The organism is Actinopolymorpha cephalotaxi (assembly GCF_013408535.1).
GTDB classification, from domain to species: Bacteria; Actinomycetota; Actinomycetes; order Propionibacteriales; family Actinopolymorphaceae; genus Actinopolymorpha; species Actinopolymorpha cephalotaxi.
The window spans coordinates 5,931,302-5,948,410 of sequence record NZ_JACBZA010000001.1 but is presented as its reverse complement, the minus strand read 5'-3'; the positions used below and the strand labels follow the sequence as shown (position 1 = coordinate 5,948,410).

The following is a 17,109-nucleotide window of genomic DNA, read 5'->3' as shown; positions in this document are numbered from 1 at the left end:
AAGAATCGACTCGGGCCTGTGCGTGCTCGGTCCGGTCCGGCGCTCCGCGTCCGCAGGTGACGCGATCAACGCCCGCGTCGCCGCGGGCGAGGCCGGCCGGCAGCGTCCGACAGTGAGAAAACTCGAGGTGGTCAGGGCCACCCGTACTCTTCACGCTTCGGTCCTGGGCCGGCCGGTCGGGTCAGAGCGTGAAGACCCGAGAGGGTCAGGGCCACCCGCTGGTTTCACGCTTCGGGTTGGCAGACCGGCTTCTTCGCCGCAGGCACGAATTCTTCCGCGGAAGAATCGCTGGGGCCGGAGCGCCGGACTCTCACGCCTCGGGCAGCGGAGTGGTCCCGGCGAGCTGGCGGCGCTCGGCGCGGCGGACGCGGGCGAGCTCGGGATCCAGGACGGGTACGGCGGCCAGCAACGCGCGGGTGTACTCGTGCCGCGGGTCCTCGTACAGCACCTCGGCGTCGGCGAGCTCGACCACCTCGCCCCGGCGCATCACCGCCACCCGGTCGCTGACCTGGCGGACGACGGCGAGGTCGTGGCTGACGAACACCACCGCGAAGCCGTATTCCGCCCGTAGCTCGTCGATCAGCTCCAGCACCTGCGCCTGTGTCGTGACGTCCAGCGCGGACACCGGCTCGTCGCAGACCAGTACCGACGGACGACCGGCGAGTGCCCGGGCGATCCCGATCCGCTGTCGCTGACCGCCGGAGAACTCATGCGGGTAGTCGTCGGCGCGGTGCGGGTCCAGGCCCACCCGGGCGAGCAGGTCCGCGACCGTCGTGCCGATCTCCGCCCGCCCGACGCCCCGGACCCGCAGCGGCTCGGCGATGCTGTCGCCGACCGTACGCCGGGGGTTGAGCGAGGACGCCGGGTCCTGGAACACCATCGCCACCTCGCGGCGCCGCTCCCGCAGCCGCCGGCCGGACAGCCTCGCCAGGTCGGTGCCGCCCAGCCGCACGTCACCGGCGGAGGGCCGCAACAGGCCGACCATCATCCGGGCCAGCGTCGTCTTCCCGCTGCCGCTCTCCCCGACCACGCCGAGCACCTCGCCGCGGCGCAGGTCCAGGTCGACGCCGGCGACGGCGTGCACGACCTCCCGCCGCCCGGCCCGGCCGCGCCGACCGGGGAAGTCGCGGCGTACGCCGCGCAGCGTCATCACCACGTCCTCGGAGCCAGAGCCGGAGCCGGAGTCGGAGTCCTCGGCGCGGTCGCGTTCGTCCTCGGCCGCCGTGGGTTCGCTCCGGGTACGGTCGGGCGCCACGTCCACCCGGGGCACGGCCGCCAGCAGCGCGCGGGTGTACGCCGCGGAGGGCGCGCCCAGCACCTGTGCGGTCGGCCCGCGTTCGACCTCCCGACCAGCGCTCATCACCAGCACGTCGTCGACGCTGCCGGCCACCACGCCGAGGTCGTGCGTCACCAGAATCAGCGCCATCCCGGTGTCGGCCCGGAGTTCGGCGAGCAGGTCGAGGATCTGCGCCTGGACGGTGACGTCTAGCGCGGTGGTGGGTTCGTCGGCGACCAGCACCCGCGGCTCGCAGGCCAGCGCCATCGCGATCAGCGCGCGTTGCCGCATGCCGCCGGAGAGCTCGTGGGGGTACGCGTCGACGCGCCGGTGCGGGTCGGGGATGTGCACCCGGTCGAGCACCTCGACCGCGCGTTCGCGGGCGGCCCGGCGGCCGGCGCCGGTGTGCAGCCGGTAGACCTCGCCGATCTGGTCGCCGACGCGGTAGTACGGGTCGAACGCCGACAGCGGGTCCTGGAAGATCATCGCGACCTCCGCGCCCCGCATCCGGCGTACCTGCTCGTCCGGCGCGGTGAGCACCGGAACCCCGGCGACCTCGACCTCGCCGGACACCCGCGCGTCGGTGCCCCGGTGCAGCCCGAGCAGGGTCAGCGCGGTCACGGTCTTGCCCGAGCCGGACTCGCCGACCAGGCCGAGCCCGCCGCCGGGCGGCAGGTCGAACGACAGCCCGTCGACGGCAGGCGGAGCACCGGAAGCGGCGGCACCCGGGAACGCGATCCGCAGGTCGCGTACGGACACCACCGGCCGGACGCGGTTGTCCACCGGCTGAACGAGGTTGTCGGTCATGCGCCCCTCCGGCCCAGCCGGTCCTCGCCCAGGCTGACCCGCGGGTCGGCCACCGCGTACAACAGGTCGGCGACCGCGTTGGCCAGCACGATGAAGAAGCCGGACAGCAGCGTCAGCCCCACCACCACCGGCAGGTCGACGACCCGCACCGAGTCGACCAGCAGCTGGCCGAGCCCGGGCAGCCCGAACACGCTCTCGGTGATCGCCGCGCCGCCGAGCAGGGCGCCCAGGTCGAGCGCGACCAGCGTCACCAGCGGGGTGAGCGCACTGCGCAGGGCGTGCCGGCCGACGATCGAGCGTTCGGTCAGGCCGTACGCCCGGCCGGTGCGGATGTGGTCCTCGGCCAGCGTCTCCAGGATCGCGGTGCGGGTGATCCGGGTGTAGACCGCGGCCTGCACGATCGCCAGCGTCACCCACGGCAGCACCAGGTTGGTCGCCCAGGCAGCGGGGTCCTCGTGCAGTGGGACGTACGACGGGAACGGCAGCCAGCGCAGGTAGGCGCACAGCAGCATCAGCAGCAGGATGCCGACCAGGAACGTCGGCGCGGACATCCCGGCGAGCGTGGTCACCGTCACCAGCCGGTCGGCGGTGCGGCCCCGGCGCAGCGCGGACACCACCCCGGCGGCGACGCCGACGACCAGCCAGATCACCAGCGAGCCGAGGGTGAGCGACAGCGTCACCGGCAGCCGGTCCAGCAGCAGCGCCAGCACCGGCTCGTCGGTCTGGAACGAGTAGCCCAGGCAGGGCGCCGGGCAGTGGTCGACGGTGGGCCCGGCGCTGAAGTCGCGGCCCGTCAGCATGCCCTGCAGGAAGTGCCAGTACTGCACCCAGACCGGCTGGTCGATGCCCATCTGGGCCTCGACGACCTTCAGGTGCTCCGGCGTACATCCCTTGCCGCAGGCCAGCAGCGCCGGGTTGCCCGGCGTGAGGTAGAAGATCGTGTAGACGACGGCCGACAGCACGAGCAGCACCACCAGGGCGCCCACCAGCCGGCGCAGCAGGTAGCCGGTCACGAGGCCCGCTCCCGTCCGCGCCGCTGCCGCCGGCCCTGCACGCGTGCCGTCGCCCGCGGGTCGAGCCCGGTCCGCAGGCCGTCGCCGGCGAGGGTGAACGCCAGCACGGTGACGAACAGCAGTGCGGCCGGGATCAGCACGTACGTCGGGTCGCCGCGAAACCAGGTCGTCGCGGTGGACAGCATCTGCCCCCACGAGGAGGTCGGCGGGCGTACGCCGATGCCGAGGAACGACAGCGCCGCCTCGGCCACGACGTTGCCGGGCAGCAGCAGCGCGGCGTACGTCAGCACCGGTGCGGCCAGGCCGGGCAGGATCTCCCGCCGCGCCACCCGCACCGGGTGCACACCCGCCAACCGGGCGGCCGCCACGTAGTCGGTCTCCCGCAACGTCAGCGTCTGGCCGCGCACGATCCGGGCCACGCCGGCCCAGCCGAGGACGCCGAGCACGACCACCAGCAGCACCGGCCGCGGGAACGACGACGGCACGATCGCCAGCAGCGCGATGGAGAACACCAGCCCGGGGAACGCCAGGATCAGGTCGATGAAGCGGCCGAGCAGGCTGTCCAGCAGCCGTCCGCCGACACCCGCGGCCAGTCCGACGGTGACGCCGATCAGCACCTGCAGCACGGTCGCGCCGATCGCGACGCCGAGGGAGACCCGGGCGCCGAAGACGACCCGGGCGAACAGGTCGCGACCGGTGGTGGGTTCCACGCCGAGCCAGTGGTCGGCGCTGATCCCGCCGAACGAGCCGAGCGGTACGCCGCCCCGCCCGGAGTCGATCAGCGAGTCGTGGAAGGTCGTCGGGTCCTGCCCCTCCAGGGCGGCCAGCAGCGGCGCGAGGATCGCGACCAGGACGAGCAGCCCGACCACGGCCGCCGCGACGACCGCGGCCCGGTTCGACGTGAAACGTCGCCGGACCACCCGGCCGCCGTGCCCGCGACTGGTGCCGCGGCCGGCGCCCGCCGCCGCGCCCGCGTCCGGTTCGGGACCGGACGCGGGCGGCGGGGTGGAGACGGTGGCGCTCACCTGTTACTCATCGGACTGCTCACTTCACCGACAGCATCGTGACGTCGTACTTGCCGGTCCAGTCGCTGACGAAGGCGTTCCTGACGTTCTTGCCGTACATCACCAGGTCCTTGGTGGTGTAGAGCGGGACCGTCAGCGCCTGCTTGCCCAGCTGGGCGTCGAGCTGGCCGTAGCGCTTCGCCGCCTGCGCCGGGTCGGTGATCTTCGCGATCGCGTCGAACTCCGCGTTCACCTTCGGGTCGTCGAACTGCGCGAGGTTGTAGTTGCCCTGCTGCTGGATCTGCCGGCCGTCGAAGATCGGCTGCAGGAACGGGAACCCGGACGGCCAGTCGGCACCCCAGCCGAACAGCATCATCCCGGGCTCCTTGGTCGGGTCGCCGGTCTGCTCGTAGAACGCGTCGGACTCCAGGCCCTGCGGCTTGACGGTGATGCCGGCCTTCTTCAGCGCGTCCTGGATCGCGGTGGCCGCACCGGGTCCGGTGCCGTCCTTGGAGTCGGAGGCGTAGGTGAGCGGCACGGTGAGACCGTTCGGGTGACCGGCCTGCGCGAGCAGTTGCTTGGCCTTGGCCGGGTCGCCGGCCTTGCCCGCCGGGAAGTAGTCGTACTTCTGGAAGCCCATCGACTTCTGCGCCGGCAGGAAGGTCGTCGCCGGGTCGGCGAGCGCGGTGCCGCCGACCGCGTTGATCACCGACGTACGGCTCACCGCGTAGGAGATCGCCTGCCGCACCAACGGGTCGTCGAACGGCTTCACCTTGACGTTGAACGCGACGTAGTACAGGAACGGAAAGTGGCCCTTGGCGACCCGCTTGTCCAGCTCGGGGTCGTTGCCGAGGCGGGCGAGCTCGGACGGGCCGAGGTCGGTGTCGGTGGTGACGGCGTTCGCGTCCTTGCCGGCGCCGGTGAAGATCCGCTGGTTGATCACCGCGGCGTCCAGGCCGGAGGTGACCTCCACCCGGTCCGGGCAGGCGAGCCGGTTCTTGTCCACCGAACGCGACCAGTGCGGGTTGCGGGTGAGGACCAGCTTCTTGTTCTTCTGGTACGACTCCACCTGGTACGGCCCGCTGGACACCGGCTTGTTCTCGTACTTCACGCCGGTGTCCTTGGCCTTCGGCACCGGGGCGAACTGCGTCGCGGTGGCGAGGAACGGGAAGTCGCCCTCCGGCTTGCGCAGGTGGAACACGATCGTCTTGTCGTCCGGGGTCTCGATCGCCTTGAGCCCGGCCGGGTCCTTGTAGACGCCCTGGTACTTCGCGGCGCCTTCCAGCCAGTCGCTGAGGTACGGCGCGCCGCCGGGCAGCTCGGGCGCGAACGACCGCTCGATGCCGTACTTCACGTCCTTGGAGGTGATCGGCGTCCCGTCGCTGAACTTCAGGTTGTCCCGCAGCGTGTAGGTCCAGGTCTTCGCGTCGTCGCTGGCCACACCGGTGTTCGTGGCCAGGTCGGGGACGACCTTCGCGCCCTCGGCCCCGCCCGCACGGTTGCGGGTGGTGAGCGTACGGAACAGCAGCGACGGGATGTTGCCGCCGCCGGAGGTGTAGAGGCGGGCCGGGTCGAGGTGGGTGATGTCCTTCTGGTTCAGCACCGACAGCGTGCCGCCCTGGCACTTCGCGGGGTCGAACTTCCCGCCGCTGGCGCTGCCGCCGGTGTTGTCGTCACCGCCGCCCGAACCGCAGGCGGCCGCGACGGTGAGGGTGGCCAGGGCAACGCCGACAGCCGCGGCCCGGGTGAGGAGGGGTGGAACGTGACGCATGGAGAGCCCTTCGGAAGGCACCGGAGGCCGGCCGGCTCAGCGGTCGGAGCGGGCGGAGCGGGCGGCCTGGTGAGGACACGAGCACCCGGGACGGCGTACGGCCTTGTACGACGGTGGTGTGACGTCGGCGCACGGCGCCGGTCCCTGGTGCTCCGGGGAGGTCGGAGGCAGGAGTCAGCGACACAGCACGTCGGCGACGTCGTGTGCGTGGACGGCCAGCAACGCGAGCACGTACCGGCGCGCCGGGGAAAGGTCCCGGTGGGCGGCGACGCTCGCGGATCTCGACACACTGCACGACACGAACGCAGATCGTACGTCCGCTCCGGAAGAGGCGGCAATCGGGTTCCGACGCGCGCGGCAGTCGGTGTCAGGGCGTGATGAACCGGTCGCGGTAGGCCCGCACCACGGCCTGGGTGCGGTCGCGTACCTCCAGCTTGGTGAGCACCGCGGCGACGTGCGTCTTCACCGTCTCCACGCTGACGTAGAGCCGGCGGGCGATCTCGGCGTTGGACAGCCCCTCCGCGACGAGGGTGAGGATCTCCGCCTCCCGCGCGGTGAGCCGGCCGAACCCCGGGTGCGCTTCGTGGGCCGCGCCGGCCGACCCGAACATCGCCCGGACCTTCGCCGGGAACAGCAGCGACTCACCGCCGTGCACCGTGCGGATGGCCTGGGTGATCTCCTCGCCGGACGCCCGCTTGAGCAGGAAGCCGGAGGCGCCGGCCAGCATCGCCCGGGTCACGTAGTCGTCGTCGGCGAACGTCGTGAGCACCAGCACCTTCACCCGGTCGGGCCAGCGGGTGGTGATCGTGCGGGTCGCCTCGATGCCGTCCACCCGGGGCATCCGTACGTCCATCAGGACGACGTTCGGCAGGTGCCGGCCGGTCGCGGAGACCGCCTCCGCGCCGTCGCCGGCCTCGCCGACGACGGCGATGTCCTGCTCGGGGGCGAGGATCGCCGTCAGGCCGTGCCGGATCATCGGCTCGTCGTCGGCCACGAGAACGCTGATGGTCGGGTTCATCTGGTCTGCTCCGGTGCCGGTGGGATGGGTGGAGTGGGCGAGGTGGGCGAGGTGGATGCGGCGGGGCGGGAACGGGGACGGGCCGCCGCTCCGGGGAGTTCGGCGCGCAGCCGCCACCATCCAGCGGCGGCGTCGTCGGGCCCGACGGCGAGGGTGCCGCCGAGCAGGTGCACGCGTTCCCGGATGCCGACCAGGCCGCGTCCGCCGTCCCGGCGCCCGCGACCGGAGGAGCCCACCCGGTTGGCGACCTCGATCGTGAGCCGGTCCCCGGCGAGGGTGAGCGTGAGGTCGGTGGGGTCGTCGGTGCCGTAGCGGGCGGCGTTGGTCAGCGCCTCGGCGACGATGCGGTAGCCCTCGCGGCTCACCGGCTCCGGCACCGAGACCACGTCCGCGGGCACGATCCCGTCGATCCGCCGCCCGGCCGAACGCAGCCGCTGCAGCAACGTGTCCAGGTCGGCGAGGGTACGGGCGTCGGTGTCCCCGCCGCCGGCGCCGGACCCGCCGCTCGGGCCGGAGCCGCGGTCCGGGTCGGCGTCGGCGCGCAGGACGCGCAGCGCCTCGTCGAGGTCGGTGAGCGCGGACCGGGCGACCCCGGCGATGTCCTCGCAGTACGCGCGGACCGTGCCCTCCTCCGGTGTGCGTACCGCGGCCGTGGCCAGCACCGAGATGATGCTCAGGTTGTGGCCCACCGAGTCGTGCAGGTCGCGGGCCACCCGGTTGCGCTCCGCGGCCCGGGCCGCCTGCGTCGCGGTGATCGCCATCAGCTCCCGCGGTGACGGGCCGAGCATCACCTCCGCCGGCCAGGTCGCCACCAGGGGCAGGACGACCACGATCGCCGCGGCGATCACGACCAGGGCCGCGCCGACGGCGACCACGAGCCAGTCCGACCCCGTGCCGAGGAGCGGTAGCACGGGGATGCCGAGCGGACGGGTGCCCGTCGTGCCCGTCCACGGCGCGCCGGCCAGGCCGGCTCCGACCGGAAGCGCCACCGTCGCGGCGAGGAGTACGACCGCGCCGCCCAGCAGGTGCGCGGTGAACCACAGCGACGTACGGACACGCTCGAACCACCCGGCCTGCTGCTGCCGGTGCCAGCCGTCGGGGAACCGCGCGCCGAGCAGCGCCTCGGCCAGGACCACCTCGGTACGCCGGGCCGGAATGAGCAGGCCCATCGCCAGCGCGAGGACCAGCGCCGCCGCGACGACCAGGGCGGCGCGGAACCAGTTCGGGTCGAGGTTCAGTGTGACCGGCAGGGTGAGGAACCACGCGCACAGCCCGACCGAGCAGGCGCCGCCGGTACCCACGAGCAGGAACAGGACCGCCCGCCCCCACGCCCGCAGCCGGGCCGTCGTACCGGCCGTGACCGTCGTCCTCACCGCAGCCCCCTCCTCACGGTGCTACCCCTCGCCGGCCGACTCGACGGCGAGTCCGGCGAGGATCTTCGCCGCCTGCCGGGGACGGATCAGCACGCCGACGTGGCTGCTGTCCAGCGTGTGCACCTGGAACGGGTTTTCCGGGGTGAGGGCGTCCGCCTCGGCGACGAACCGGTCCTGCAGCGCGACCGGGATCGAGCGGTCCCCGGTGAGCCGGACGTACGTACGCGGGATCCGGCCCCACGTCGCCGCCCGGGCACGGTCGTCCGGGCCGCCGGCGTCCAGGCTCTCGTCCGGCTCCAGGGTGTTCAGGAACGAGCGGAACTCGTCCTCGCTGCCGTCGGCCAGCATCGCCGTGCGCAGCGCCGCCAGCAGGTCCGGGTCGGCCGTACGCCAGTTCATCCGGATCGCGCCCAGCGCCGCCGGGTCTCCCACGAGCAGGCCCATCGTGTCGCCGAGCGCGCTGGTGGCGTACTCCGGGCCCTGCATGTACTCAGCGGGGGTCGAGTCGACGCAGCACCACGCGGAGACGTAGACGAGCCGGTCGACGAGGTCCGGCGCGGCGTTCCCGACCGCGGTCAGGGTGATCCCGCCCCGGCTGTGCCCGACCAGGACCACCGGCCCGTGCTCGGCGGCCCGCCGCAGGACGCCGGTGACGTGCTCCACGTTGTCGGCCAGCGTCACGCCCGCCATCGCCGACGGCGCCGCGGCCAGCGCGGCCAGGTCCTGCGGCGCCTGGTAGGCCGCCGGGAACGTCGCGCCGGAGCCGTGCCCGGGCAGGTCCACCGCCAGGCTGCGGTGCCCGAGCAGGGCGAGCTCGCGCTGCAGGGCGGACCAGTTGGAGGCGTTGCCGTTGGAACCGTGCACGAGGACGAACGTCGTGGTGGTCGTCGTGGAGGTCATGGGCGTCATCCTGACATTCGCCCGCAGTGCCGGCACCGGCCACGGGTTCGGTAGTTGTAGGCGACCACGGCCGCCAGCACCGCCGTACTCCACAGCAGCAGCGCGAACGCCGGCACCTCCGACGCCAGGGTCATGCGTACGTCCGTGTCGTCGAACATCACCGGCCGGCCGGCCAGGAACCGCACCAGGTCCGGCACCAGCATGGTGGCGTACCCGAACAGCCCCGCGCCGCACGCCCCGGCCAGGCCGACCGGGAACCACCGCGGGACCGGCCGGCCGGCCAGCCCGAGCACCCACCACGGCCAGACCTCGCCCCACCGCTGGATGAGCCCGAGACACAGCACGCCGCCGGTGACCGCCATCGCCGCCAGGCTGAGCTCCATGATCGCGGTGCCGTGACCGGGGTTCGCGGCGTTGATCCTCTCGAGGAACTCAGGCGTCGTGCCGACCGGGATGCCGGCCGCCCACAGCACCCGCGGAACGGCGTACCCGAACGGCGCGGCGAACGCGGTCAGTGCGGCCGCCCGGCTGATCCGGGTCCAGCGGGTCTGGGACCAGCCCGGCCGCCGGTCGTCGCGTCCGCAGTGCGGGCACGCGTCCCGGGTCACCCGCTGGTAGCCGAGGGTGGCCACGGCCAGCGCGACGCCCGCGTACGCCAGCACCAGCAGGTGCACCGTCGGCCAGGCCAGCCGGAAGAGCGTGAGCAGGTTGAACACCGGAATGCCGGCCAGCGCCTCCGATCCCGGCAGGACGAGGGCGAGGAACGCCGACACGGTCCAGCCGACCGCCAGCAGCACCGGCCGTCCGGCGGTCACCCGGAACCGCATCAGCAGCAGGGTCGCGACCACCACTGCGCCCGCGCCGGCGGTGACCCCCTCGACCACGGCCGGGTCGGCGGCCGCCAGCCAGTGGTCGGGGAAGTTGCTCTCCGGGTTGGCCGGCCGGGCGAACGGATAGGGCCCGCCGACGAACCACGCCAGCGCCGCCGCGGTGTAGGCGGCGAAGGGGACCAGCGCCACCGTCGGCGCGTGCCGCGGCCAGTCGAACGCCGGCCGGCGTCGCCGGCGCGGGATCCGTCCCGAGGAGGTGAGAACGCTCATGCTTCCTTCTCCGTTCACGAGTCTCCGTTCACAGGTTTCAGGTCACGAGTCGCAGAGCGCGGCGCGTTCGAGTGCCCGGACCGCCTGCTGGACCTTCTCCGCACCCGGGATGTACGGCAGGGCCGCCAGGTCGCTGTTCACCGCGTACACGACCTGCCGGTCGCCGCCCTCGCGGACCAGCGCCTGGGTGAAGTACCCCGGGAACGCGCCGTCGTGGCCCCAGACCGGTGCACCGCACTGCTCGCTCCGGCCAACGCCCAGGCCGTTGGCGAGACCTTCGATCGGCGTGGGCACCACGGTGGTCAGCTCGCGCACCTGCGCGGGCCGCAGCAGCCGCCCGTCGAACAGCGCCCGGAAGAACTCCGCCACGTCGTCGGTGGTGGAGACCATGCCCCCGGCGGCGTCCGCCCACGACGGGCTGAAGTACGTCACGTCCTGGTAGTGGTAGTAGAAGTTGGCCAGGTAGCCGTGCAGGTGCCGGCCGCGCAGCCGCGGGTCGGTGCGCGGGAACGCCGTACTCCGCAGGCCCAGCGGCTCGATGACGCGCCGGGTGACCTCCTGCTGCGGGCTGTGCCCGGTGACCGCCCGGATCACCATCCCGGCGAGGACGTAGTTGGTGTTGGAGTAGGTCGCCTTCGTGCCGGGCGGGAAGTCGGGTCGCTGGGCGACCGCGAGCCGCACCAGCCGGGCCGGCGTCCACACGTGGTCGAAGTCGTTCGCGGTGAAGTACGACGCGAACACCCGGCTGTCTCTGAGGTAGTCCTTCAGCCCGCTGGAGTGGTTCAGCAACTGGCGCACCGTGATCCGGGTGCCGTCGTTCCCGTGACCTGCGACGACGCCGGGCAGCCAGCGGTCCACGGTGTCGTCGAGGGACAGCCGCCCCTCGCCCTCGAGTTGCAGCAGCACCGCGGCCACGAACGACTTCGTGACGCTGCCGATCCGTACCCGGTCGCCGGGGCGGGCCGCGCGGCCGGTGAGCAGGTCGGCCTTACCGGACGCCAGTCGCCAGATGTGCCCGTCCCGGCGTACGTACGCCACCGCGCCCGGCGCTCCGGCCGCGACGATGTCGTCCAGCGCCGCCCGCACTCCGGCCCGCGGGGAGGGCGTGGTGGACGTGGTGGACGAGGCTGCGGCAGGCGTTCGTACGGCGGACGGGCGGGCGGAGGCGGTCGGGCGGGCGGAGGCGGTCGGGCGGGCGGAGGCGGTCGGGGCGGCGACCGCGAGGGTCAGGGCGCCGACGCCGAGCACGGCCGCGGCCCGGCGGATCGTCGGAGGGCGGGGCATCGCGGGGGTCCCTTCTCGGGAGTACGGAGATCTCGGGAGTACTCGTTCGCACTCGGAACTCTCGTCGCGGCCGCACCCGGGGCCATCCCTCCCGGGAGGCATCCACGCTCCCGCCGAGGGGTGAGCCGGGGTCGCCGGTGGCTGTCCGGGGCAGTCGGAACCGAATGTCCACATCCGGGGGTCTCCACACGCACAAAGCCGACGAGGACGCCTATCGTGACTAGGGCGCACCAAGGTGCCACCAACCGTCCACAACCTGAACACACCGGCGGTGAGGACAGCCGGGCACTCGGGGATCGATGACAGTGCCGACAGCGGGTCCAGCAGGGTCGGCAGGACCAGGGCCAGTAGGGACGACACCAGGCAGATGAGAGTCCGCAAGGAATCGGTCACGCCACCGGCGCCCCCTCGGGCGTCGGCCCCCAGTCGGCGTGCCCGAACCCGTGTAGCCGCTGTCAGCCCTGCCGCCCCGGTCGACCGCGGCGAGTTCCTGCTCGCCGTCCCGGCCGCCTCGGCCGGCTCGGCTACCTCGGCTACCTCGGCTACCTCAGCCGCCTCGGCCGAGCCCACCGGCGACCTCGCCGCCGGGGCACGTCGCCGGCTCCGGCGCGCGCGGTGGCTGCGCGCAGGCCGGCTGCTCGCCGCGTTCGGCGTGCTGGCCGGAACCATCTTCGGCGTCACGGTCGCGACCCGGCCGGCGAGTGCCGCGCCGTGGGACTGCCCGTTCGGCAGCGGCAACATCACCAACGCCGGTCCCGAACACGGCGGCTCCGGGATGACCGCGTGGATCCCCGTCATCGCCAAGGAGGACGTCGAACCCGGCGCCGACCCGGACAAGCAGAAGCGCGGCCGCCAGGCCAACCCCTCCGACCACACGCTGCTGGAGGTCGCCGGCCCGCGCGGGCTGCTGTGGTCCTACACCCCCAAGGCGCTCAACACCGACGTCCGCGACGGCAAGCAGAAGTTCGCCACCTCCGACCCGGAGAGCAACTTCGAGACGCAGTGCTCGGTGATGGACGCCTCGGCCACCGGCATCGCGCAGATGCTGTTCTCCTTCGGCGGCTTCTTCGGCGGGCTCACCATCGGGATGAAGCAGCTGGCCAGCAACGAAGCGCCGTTCGAGACGTTCTACGACGCCCAGCAGAGCCTGCTCACCAACCTCAACGACAAGATCGGCGTACCCGCGATCGCCCTCGCGGTGGCGGTCGCCGGCCTGTGGGTGCTGACCCGCATCCACCGCCGCGCCGACTCCCGGGAGACCTACGCGGGCGTGATCAGCTCGGCCCTGATCGTGGTGGCCATCACCGCCATCCTCACCGGCAACAACTACGTCAAGCTGACCGGAGCGGTGGACAAGTACACCTCGGAGTTCAACTCCGCGGTGATGGACCTCGCCATCATCAACCGCAACACCGACGCGTCCAGCGCGTGCTACCTGCCCACCGTGGCCACACCGAACCAGGCCAACCCCCAGGCGGACGCCCAGGGCGCGCGACCGCCGCAGGACTCCCCGCGCGCGCTGACGTACAACCTCGGCAAGCGGGTGTCGTCCTGCATGCTCTACGAGGTGCTGTTGTTCCAGCCCTGGGTCAACGGCCAGTTCGGCACCGAACGTCAGCTCAAGGTGGACGACCTGAAGGTCGGTTCGCAGAACTACTGCCCGAACAGCCAGGCCCCGGCCTACCAGCGCCCCAAGGGCGTCACCAGCATCGAGTACCGCTGCGACAACCGCCCGGTCGCACCCGGCCAGGACCGACCGAAGATCAACCTCGCCGTCCAGCAGGTGGTGGCGCAGTCGCTGTCGCGCGACCAGACCATCGACGAGGCCGACGGCAAACGCGTCGACACCGGCCAGAACTACTTCCTGTGGAAGGGCGTGCAGTACAAGATCGCGCAGGTCTACCCGCAGAACTACGAGTTCTGGGAGGGCACCCAGCCGACCGGGCGGATGGCCACCGCGATCGCCGCGCTGTTCGTCAACCTGATCGCGTTCGTCTTCGTCGGCCTGCTGGCGCTGCTCACCATCTTCTGGCACGCGGTGTTCCTGATGGCCTGGATCTTCCTGCCGGTGATCGGGGCGATCGCAGCGTTCCCACCGGCCCGGCGGATCGTGCGGATGATGGCCGGAGTCATGGTGCAGGCGGTGTTCCTGCGCTGCGTGTTCGGGCTGGTGCTGGCGCTGCTGCTCGCGGTGCTGAACATCCTGCAGGTCGCCCAGGGCGGCATGGTGATCAAGATCTTCCTGATGCTGGTGGCCACCGCCGCGATCTGGAAGATCCTGTCCGCGCTGCGCACCGGTGCGCTCGCGCCCCAGGTCGTGCAGGAGGCCGCGCAGGCAGGGGTGGTGCCGGCCGACACCGGTGCGAGTGCCCGCACCCGTGCCGCGGTCGGCGGTGCCTACCTCATGCAGCGCGGCGTACGCAGCGGTGCCCGCTCCGGCGCGATGGCCGGTGCGGAGGCGGCGGAGGGGCTGGGTTACGAACGCGGCTCGCGGCAGTGGCGTACGGAGGTACGCCGGGGCCGGATGCAGGGTGCGGTCGCCGGTGGCCGGATGACGACGCAGGCCGGCCGGGCGCAGACGTTCGCCGGTGACCAGGGCCGGATGACGGTGACCAGGACGCAGGCACCGGCGTTGCGCCGGCGACGGGACGAGGCCGCGGAGCAGCGCCGGATCGAGGACTGGAACCAGGCCGAGGGCCGGCACGAGGAAGTCATCGAGGCGCTGAAGAACCCCGGTGGTGGCAAGCCATCGCCGGGTGGTGGAGACGCCTGAGGTGCCGGTACGCCGCCTGTTCCGTGGCGTCGCGATCACGGTCGGACTGTTCCTCGTGGTCGTTCTGGCGCTCGGCGACGGTGCCACGATTGCGGTCGCTTCGGCAGGGCTTGTGGCGGCGGGGTTCGTCTGGTGGGTACGCCGAAGCCGCGACGGTGCGCTGACCATCCTGTCCCTGCTGTTCGCATGCCTGGTCACCTCCTGGGTGACCCAGGTCGCCGGCGCGGCGCTGGGTGCGGATGCACCGCTGTGGCTGGGCACGGTGTTCTGGACGTTCCTAGGCGTGCTGACACTGATGGTCTGGCTGCCGCCGCACTCCGGCATGGGCCGATCGAGGGGCCGATTGCCCACCGTGGTGGGTGCCCACGCGCTCCTCGTCGTGACGAGCCTGCTGAGCGCCCTCGCGCCGTCCGTGGTTCCGGTTGCCGGGTTCGCGGTGGCCGTCGTCTTCGTCGTCCTCCGCTCACGGGGCCGGTTGACCCTCCGCCGTCCGACTGTCCGGCAGGTGCCGCTCGACACACGTACGGTCGCACTCGCCGCCCGCGGGGCGGACCGGACGGCGACGACGCTGGCCTCGCTGCCCGGCGACTGGACAGCGGCCGGCGGACTCGCCCTGCCCGGTGGACTCGTCGCCGAACATCTCGTCGCCGGGCCGGGTGGGGTGTACGTCGTGGAGTCCCGTAGCTGGGAGGGCTCACTCGCGCTCACCTCCGTCGACCAGGACTCAGGTCCGGTCGAAGCCTATGGACTGGACGGTGATGCCGCCGAACTGGCGGCTCGACTGCGCCCCGTGGGTGAACTCCTCGAAGCGGCCGAGGACGTGCCCTGGCTGAGGGATGCGGATCTCGCAGTGGTGCTGGCGGTGTGGGGAACGGCCCGCCCCGGCGCGCCGCTGGAGATCGCCCTGGTCGGCCGACGTGACCACGCCACCCGGGCGGTGGTGCATCTGGTCGCGGGCGACCAGGTCGCAGACTGGTTGCGTGCCCGCCCGCAGACCGCCTACCCCGGAGCAGTGACCCGGGTCGCCGCGCACCTGAGTCGCCTGCGAGCCCGAGGGCACCAGGAAGCTCCGGATCGTCTGGCACCTGGTGGCCTGCGAGGCCTACAGCGGTGAGATCGCCCGGATCCGATCGGTCGCCGCGGCGACCCGCTCGGCGTTCGGGTTGAGCACGTGCTCGATCTCGAAGGTGCCGACCAGTTCACCGGTGGTCAGGTCGCGCACCTGGACGAAGATGATCTGGTTCTCGTCATAGGCGAGCGTGGTCTCGAAAGGGAAACCCTTCGGATAAGGCCCTATCGAAAGAACCTCCTTACCCAGAACGCGAACGTGCGCGAGGTCGGTCTCGTCTCCCTCGGTGATGCTGATCTCGAGTTCGTCCTGCCGGTTGTAGCGGGTGTAGAAGAGGCACGGCTCCTGCGCCGGGATCGGCGTGTTCCGCGCAATGATCACCCGGTTGAAGCGGATCTCGGTGCCCCGCCTGTAGAGGATCTGACCCAGACCGTGTGACGTCACGTCGTGCACGGCGAGTCGCATGCCGGCAGAACTTGCCGTGGACTCCTCCTCGGACTCCTCGGTGCGTTCCCGCCGCCGCAGCCCAAACCGGGCCTTGGTGGACCGGAGCCCGGAGGAACGCCCCCGCGGTTCCGGCTCCGGCGGACGTTCGGCCCGCTCCAGCAGGTGCGCCATCCGGGCGGCGCCGAGGGCCACCACCTCGTCGGGGTTGGCGGTCGCGTCCGGTGCCCGGCCGGAGATCTCGGTCAGCATCCGGCGCACCATCGGCATCCGGGTCGAGCCGCCGGCCAGCACGATCCGGTCCACCTCCGCCCAGGTCAGCCCGGCTTCCTCGACCACCTGCTCGGCGGTGTCGCGGGTACGGCTGAGCAGGGCGGAGGTGAGGTGTTCGAAGTCGTCCCGCGTCACGGTGACCGAACGCGCGACACCGTCCGCGGCCAGGTGGGCGACCGCCTTCTCGACGCTTGTCAACGTGTGCTTGACAAGCTCGGCGCGCTCGCGAAGGTCCACCTCGGTGGCGTCGTCGGCGAGCAGGCTCGGCCCACCCGCCGCACGGAAGCGTTCGTCCAGCAGGTGCATGAGCGCGTTGTCGAAGTCGAAGCCGCCGAGGTTGCGGTCGCCCGCGGTGGCGAGCACGTGCACCGCACCTGGCTCGACCCGCAGCGCGGTGACGTCGAAGGTTCCGCCGCCGAGGTCGTACACCAGCAGCGACCCGGCCCAGCCGCCCACGTCCACACCGGCGTCCACACCGCCGCCCACCCCGGGATCGGTGACCAGCCCGGCGGCGAGGGCGGCCGCGGTCGGTTCGTTGACGACCCGGCGTACGGTCAGCCCGGCGATCGTTCCCGCGGCGATCGTGGCCCGCCGGGCCGCGTCGTCGAAGTACGCCGGCACCGTGATCACCGCGTCGGTCACCTCACTCGACAGTGCGCGTTCGGCGTCCTCCTTCAGGCGTTTGAGGATCAGCGCGGAGATCTCCTCCGGGCCGTAGCCGGTGCCCCGCGAGGTCTCGAACCGCCAGGCCGGATCGCCCATCGCCCGCTTGACGAAGCGCACCGCGTCCAGCGGCGACGTCGCCACCGACCGCCGCGCCATCGTCCCGACGAGCGGTTGCTCCCCGTCGAAGAACACCACCGAGGGCGTGGTGCGTTCACCGTCCCGGTTGGGGAGTACGAGGGCCCGGCCGAACGCGTCGACACTCGCCACCGCCGAGAACGTCGTACCCAGGTCGATGCCGACCCAGCGGCCGGCCCCGGGCTCTCGCTGGCCACCCATCG

General features: G+C 72.4%; 12 protein-coding genes. 2 read left to right on the top strand and 10 right to left on the bottom strand.

Annotated elements, in window-relative coordinates; translation table 11 throughout:
* Positions 1-310: 310 nt before the first annotated feature.
* From FHR37_RS26445 to FHR37_RS26405, 9 genes are all read right to left on the bottom strand, one after another.
* Positions 311-2,083: a dipeptide ABC transporter ATP-binding protein gene (locus FHR37_RS26445; protein ID WP_092883888.1), complete on the bottom strand. Its 1,773-nt coding sequence runs from the start codon at positions 2,081-2,083 to the stop codon at positions 311-313.
* The gene (locus tag FHR37_RS26440; RefSeq protein ID WP_092883887.1) at positions 2,080-3,096 is read right to left on the bottom strand and encodes an ABC transporter permease; all 1,017 of its coding nucleotides are present in this window, start codon (positions 3,094-3,096) and stop codon (positions 2,080-2,082) included. The genes FHR37_RS26445 and FHR37_RS26440 overlap by 4 nt, the downstream gene beginning before the upstream one ends.
* Complete coding sequence (locus tag FHR37_RS33340) at positions 3,093-4,121, bottom strand: ABC transporter permease (RefSeq protein ID WP_202818124.1); 1,029 nt, start codon at positions 4,119-4,121, stop codon at positions 3,093-3,095. The genes FHR37_RS26440 and FHR37_RS33340 overlap by 4 nt, the downstream gene beginning before the upstream one ends.
* Before the next feature lie 19 nt (positions 4,122-4,140).
* On the bottom strand, positions 4,141-5,871 hold the full coding sequence (locus FHR37_RS26430; protein WP_092883886.1) for an ABC transporter substrate-binding protein: 1,731 nt from the start codon (positions 5,869-5,871) through the stop codon (positions 4,141-4,143).
* Between the two features lie 367 nt (positions 5,872-6,238).
* Positions 6,239-6,889 (bottom strand): response regulator transcription factor, encoded by a 651-nt coding sequence (locus tag FHR37_RS26425; protein ID WP_092883885.1) that lies wholly within the window; start codon positions 6,887-6,889, stop codon positions 6,239-6,241.
* Positions 6,886-8,262: a sensor histidine kinase gene (locus FHR37_RS33335; protein ID WP_092883884.1), complete on the bottom strand. Its 1,377-nt coding sequence runs from the start codon at positions 8,260-8,262 to the stop codon at positions 6,886-6,888. Before FHR37_RS33335 ends, FHR37_RS26425 begins: the two co-directional genes overlap by 4 nt.
* A 21-nt stretch (positions 8,263-8,283) precedes the next feature.
* Positions 8,284-9,162, bottom strand: coding sequence for an alpha/beta fold hydrolase (locus FHR37_RS26415; RefSeq protein ID WP_092883883.1), 879 nt, complete (start codon positions 9,160-9,162; stop codon positions 8,284-8,286).
* 5 nt (positions 9,163-9,167) lie between these two features.
* Positions 9,168-10,262, bottom strand: coding sequence for a hypothetical protein (locus tag FHR37_RS26410; protein ID WP_092883882.1), 1,095 nt, complete (start codon positions 10,260-10,262; stop codon positions 9,168-9,170).
* Between the two features lie 42 nt (positions 10,263-10,304).
* Positions 10,305-11,546, bottom strand: a complete 1,242-nt coding sequence (locus FHR37_RS26405; RefSeq protein WP_175542548.1) for a serine hydrolase domain-containing protein — start codon at positions 11,544-11,546, stop codon at positions 10,305-10,307.
* Positions 11,547-11,913: 367 nt separating this feature from the next.
* Here FHR37_RS26405 and FHR37_RS26400 point away from each other — a divergent pair, with 367 nt between their 5' ends.
* Together FHR37_RS26400 and FHR37_RS26395 are read left to right on the top strand one after the other, a co-directional pair.
* Positions 11,914-14,319, top strand: a complete 2,406-nt coding sequence (locus tag FHR37_RS26400) for a hypothetical protein (RefSeq protein WP_175542547.1) — start codon at positions 11,914-11,916, stop codon at positions 14,317-14,319.
* A complete protein-coding gene (locus tag FHR37_RS26395) occupies positions 14,285-15,433 on the top strand; it encodes an NERD domain-containing protein (protein ID WP_139238989.1) in 1,149 nt (382 codons plus the stop codon). Before FHR37_RS26400 ends, FHR37_RS26395 begins: the two co-directional genes overlap by 35 nt.
* Here the strand turns inward: FHR37_RS26395 and FHR37_RS26390 are convergent.
* Entirely contained in the window at positions 15,422-17,107 is a 1,686-nt protein-coding gene (locus FHR37_RS26390) for an Hsp70 family protein (RefSeq protein WP_092883878.1), read from the bottom strand. The genes FHR37_RS26395 and FHR37_RS26390 overlap by 12 nt on opposite strands.
* Positions 17,108-17,109: the final 2 nt, after the last annotated feature.

What these genes read in the sequence shown, in the direction of transcription:
- FHR37_RS26445 (WP_092883888.1), bottom strand. Translation starts at nt 2,083, where the DNA reads ATGACCGACAACCTCGTTCAGCCGGTGGACAACCGCGTCCGGCCGGTG.
- FHR37_RS26430 (WP_092883886.1), bottom strand. Translation starts at nt 5,871, where the DNA reads ATGCGTCACGTTCCACCCCTCCTCACCCGGGCCGCGGCTGTCGGCGTT.
- FHR37_RS26425 (WP_092883885.1), bottom strand. Translation starts at nt 6,889, where the DNA reads ATGAACCCGACCATCAGCGTTCTCGTGGCCGACGACGAGCCGATGATC.
- FHR37_RS26415 (WP_092883883.1), bottom strand. Translation starts at nt 9,162, where the DNA reads ATGACCTCCACGACGACCACCACGACGTTCGTCCTCGTGCACGGTTCC.
- FHR37_RS26410 (WP_092883882.1), bottom strand. Translation starts at nt 10,262, where the DNA reads ATGAGCGTTCTCACCTCCTCGGGACGGATCCCGCGCCGGCGACGCCGG.
- FHR37_RS26405 (WP_175542548.1), bottom strand. Translation starts at nt 11,546, where the DNA reads ATGCCCCGCCCTCCGACGATCCGCCGGGCCGCGGCCGTGCTCGGCGTC.
- FHR37_RS26400 (WP_175542547.1), top strand. Translation starts at nt 11,914, where the DNA reads ATGAGAGTCCGCAAGGAATCGGTCACGCCACCGGCGCCCCCTCGGGCG.
- FHR37_RS26390 (WP_092883878.1), bottom strand. Translation starts at nt 17,107, where the DNA reads ATGGGTGGCCAGCGAGAGCCCGGGGCCGGCCGCTGGGTCGGCATCGAC.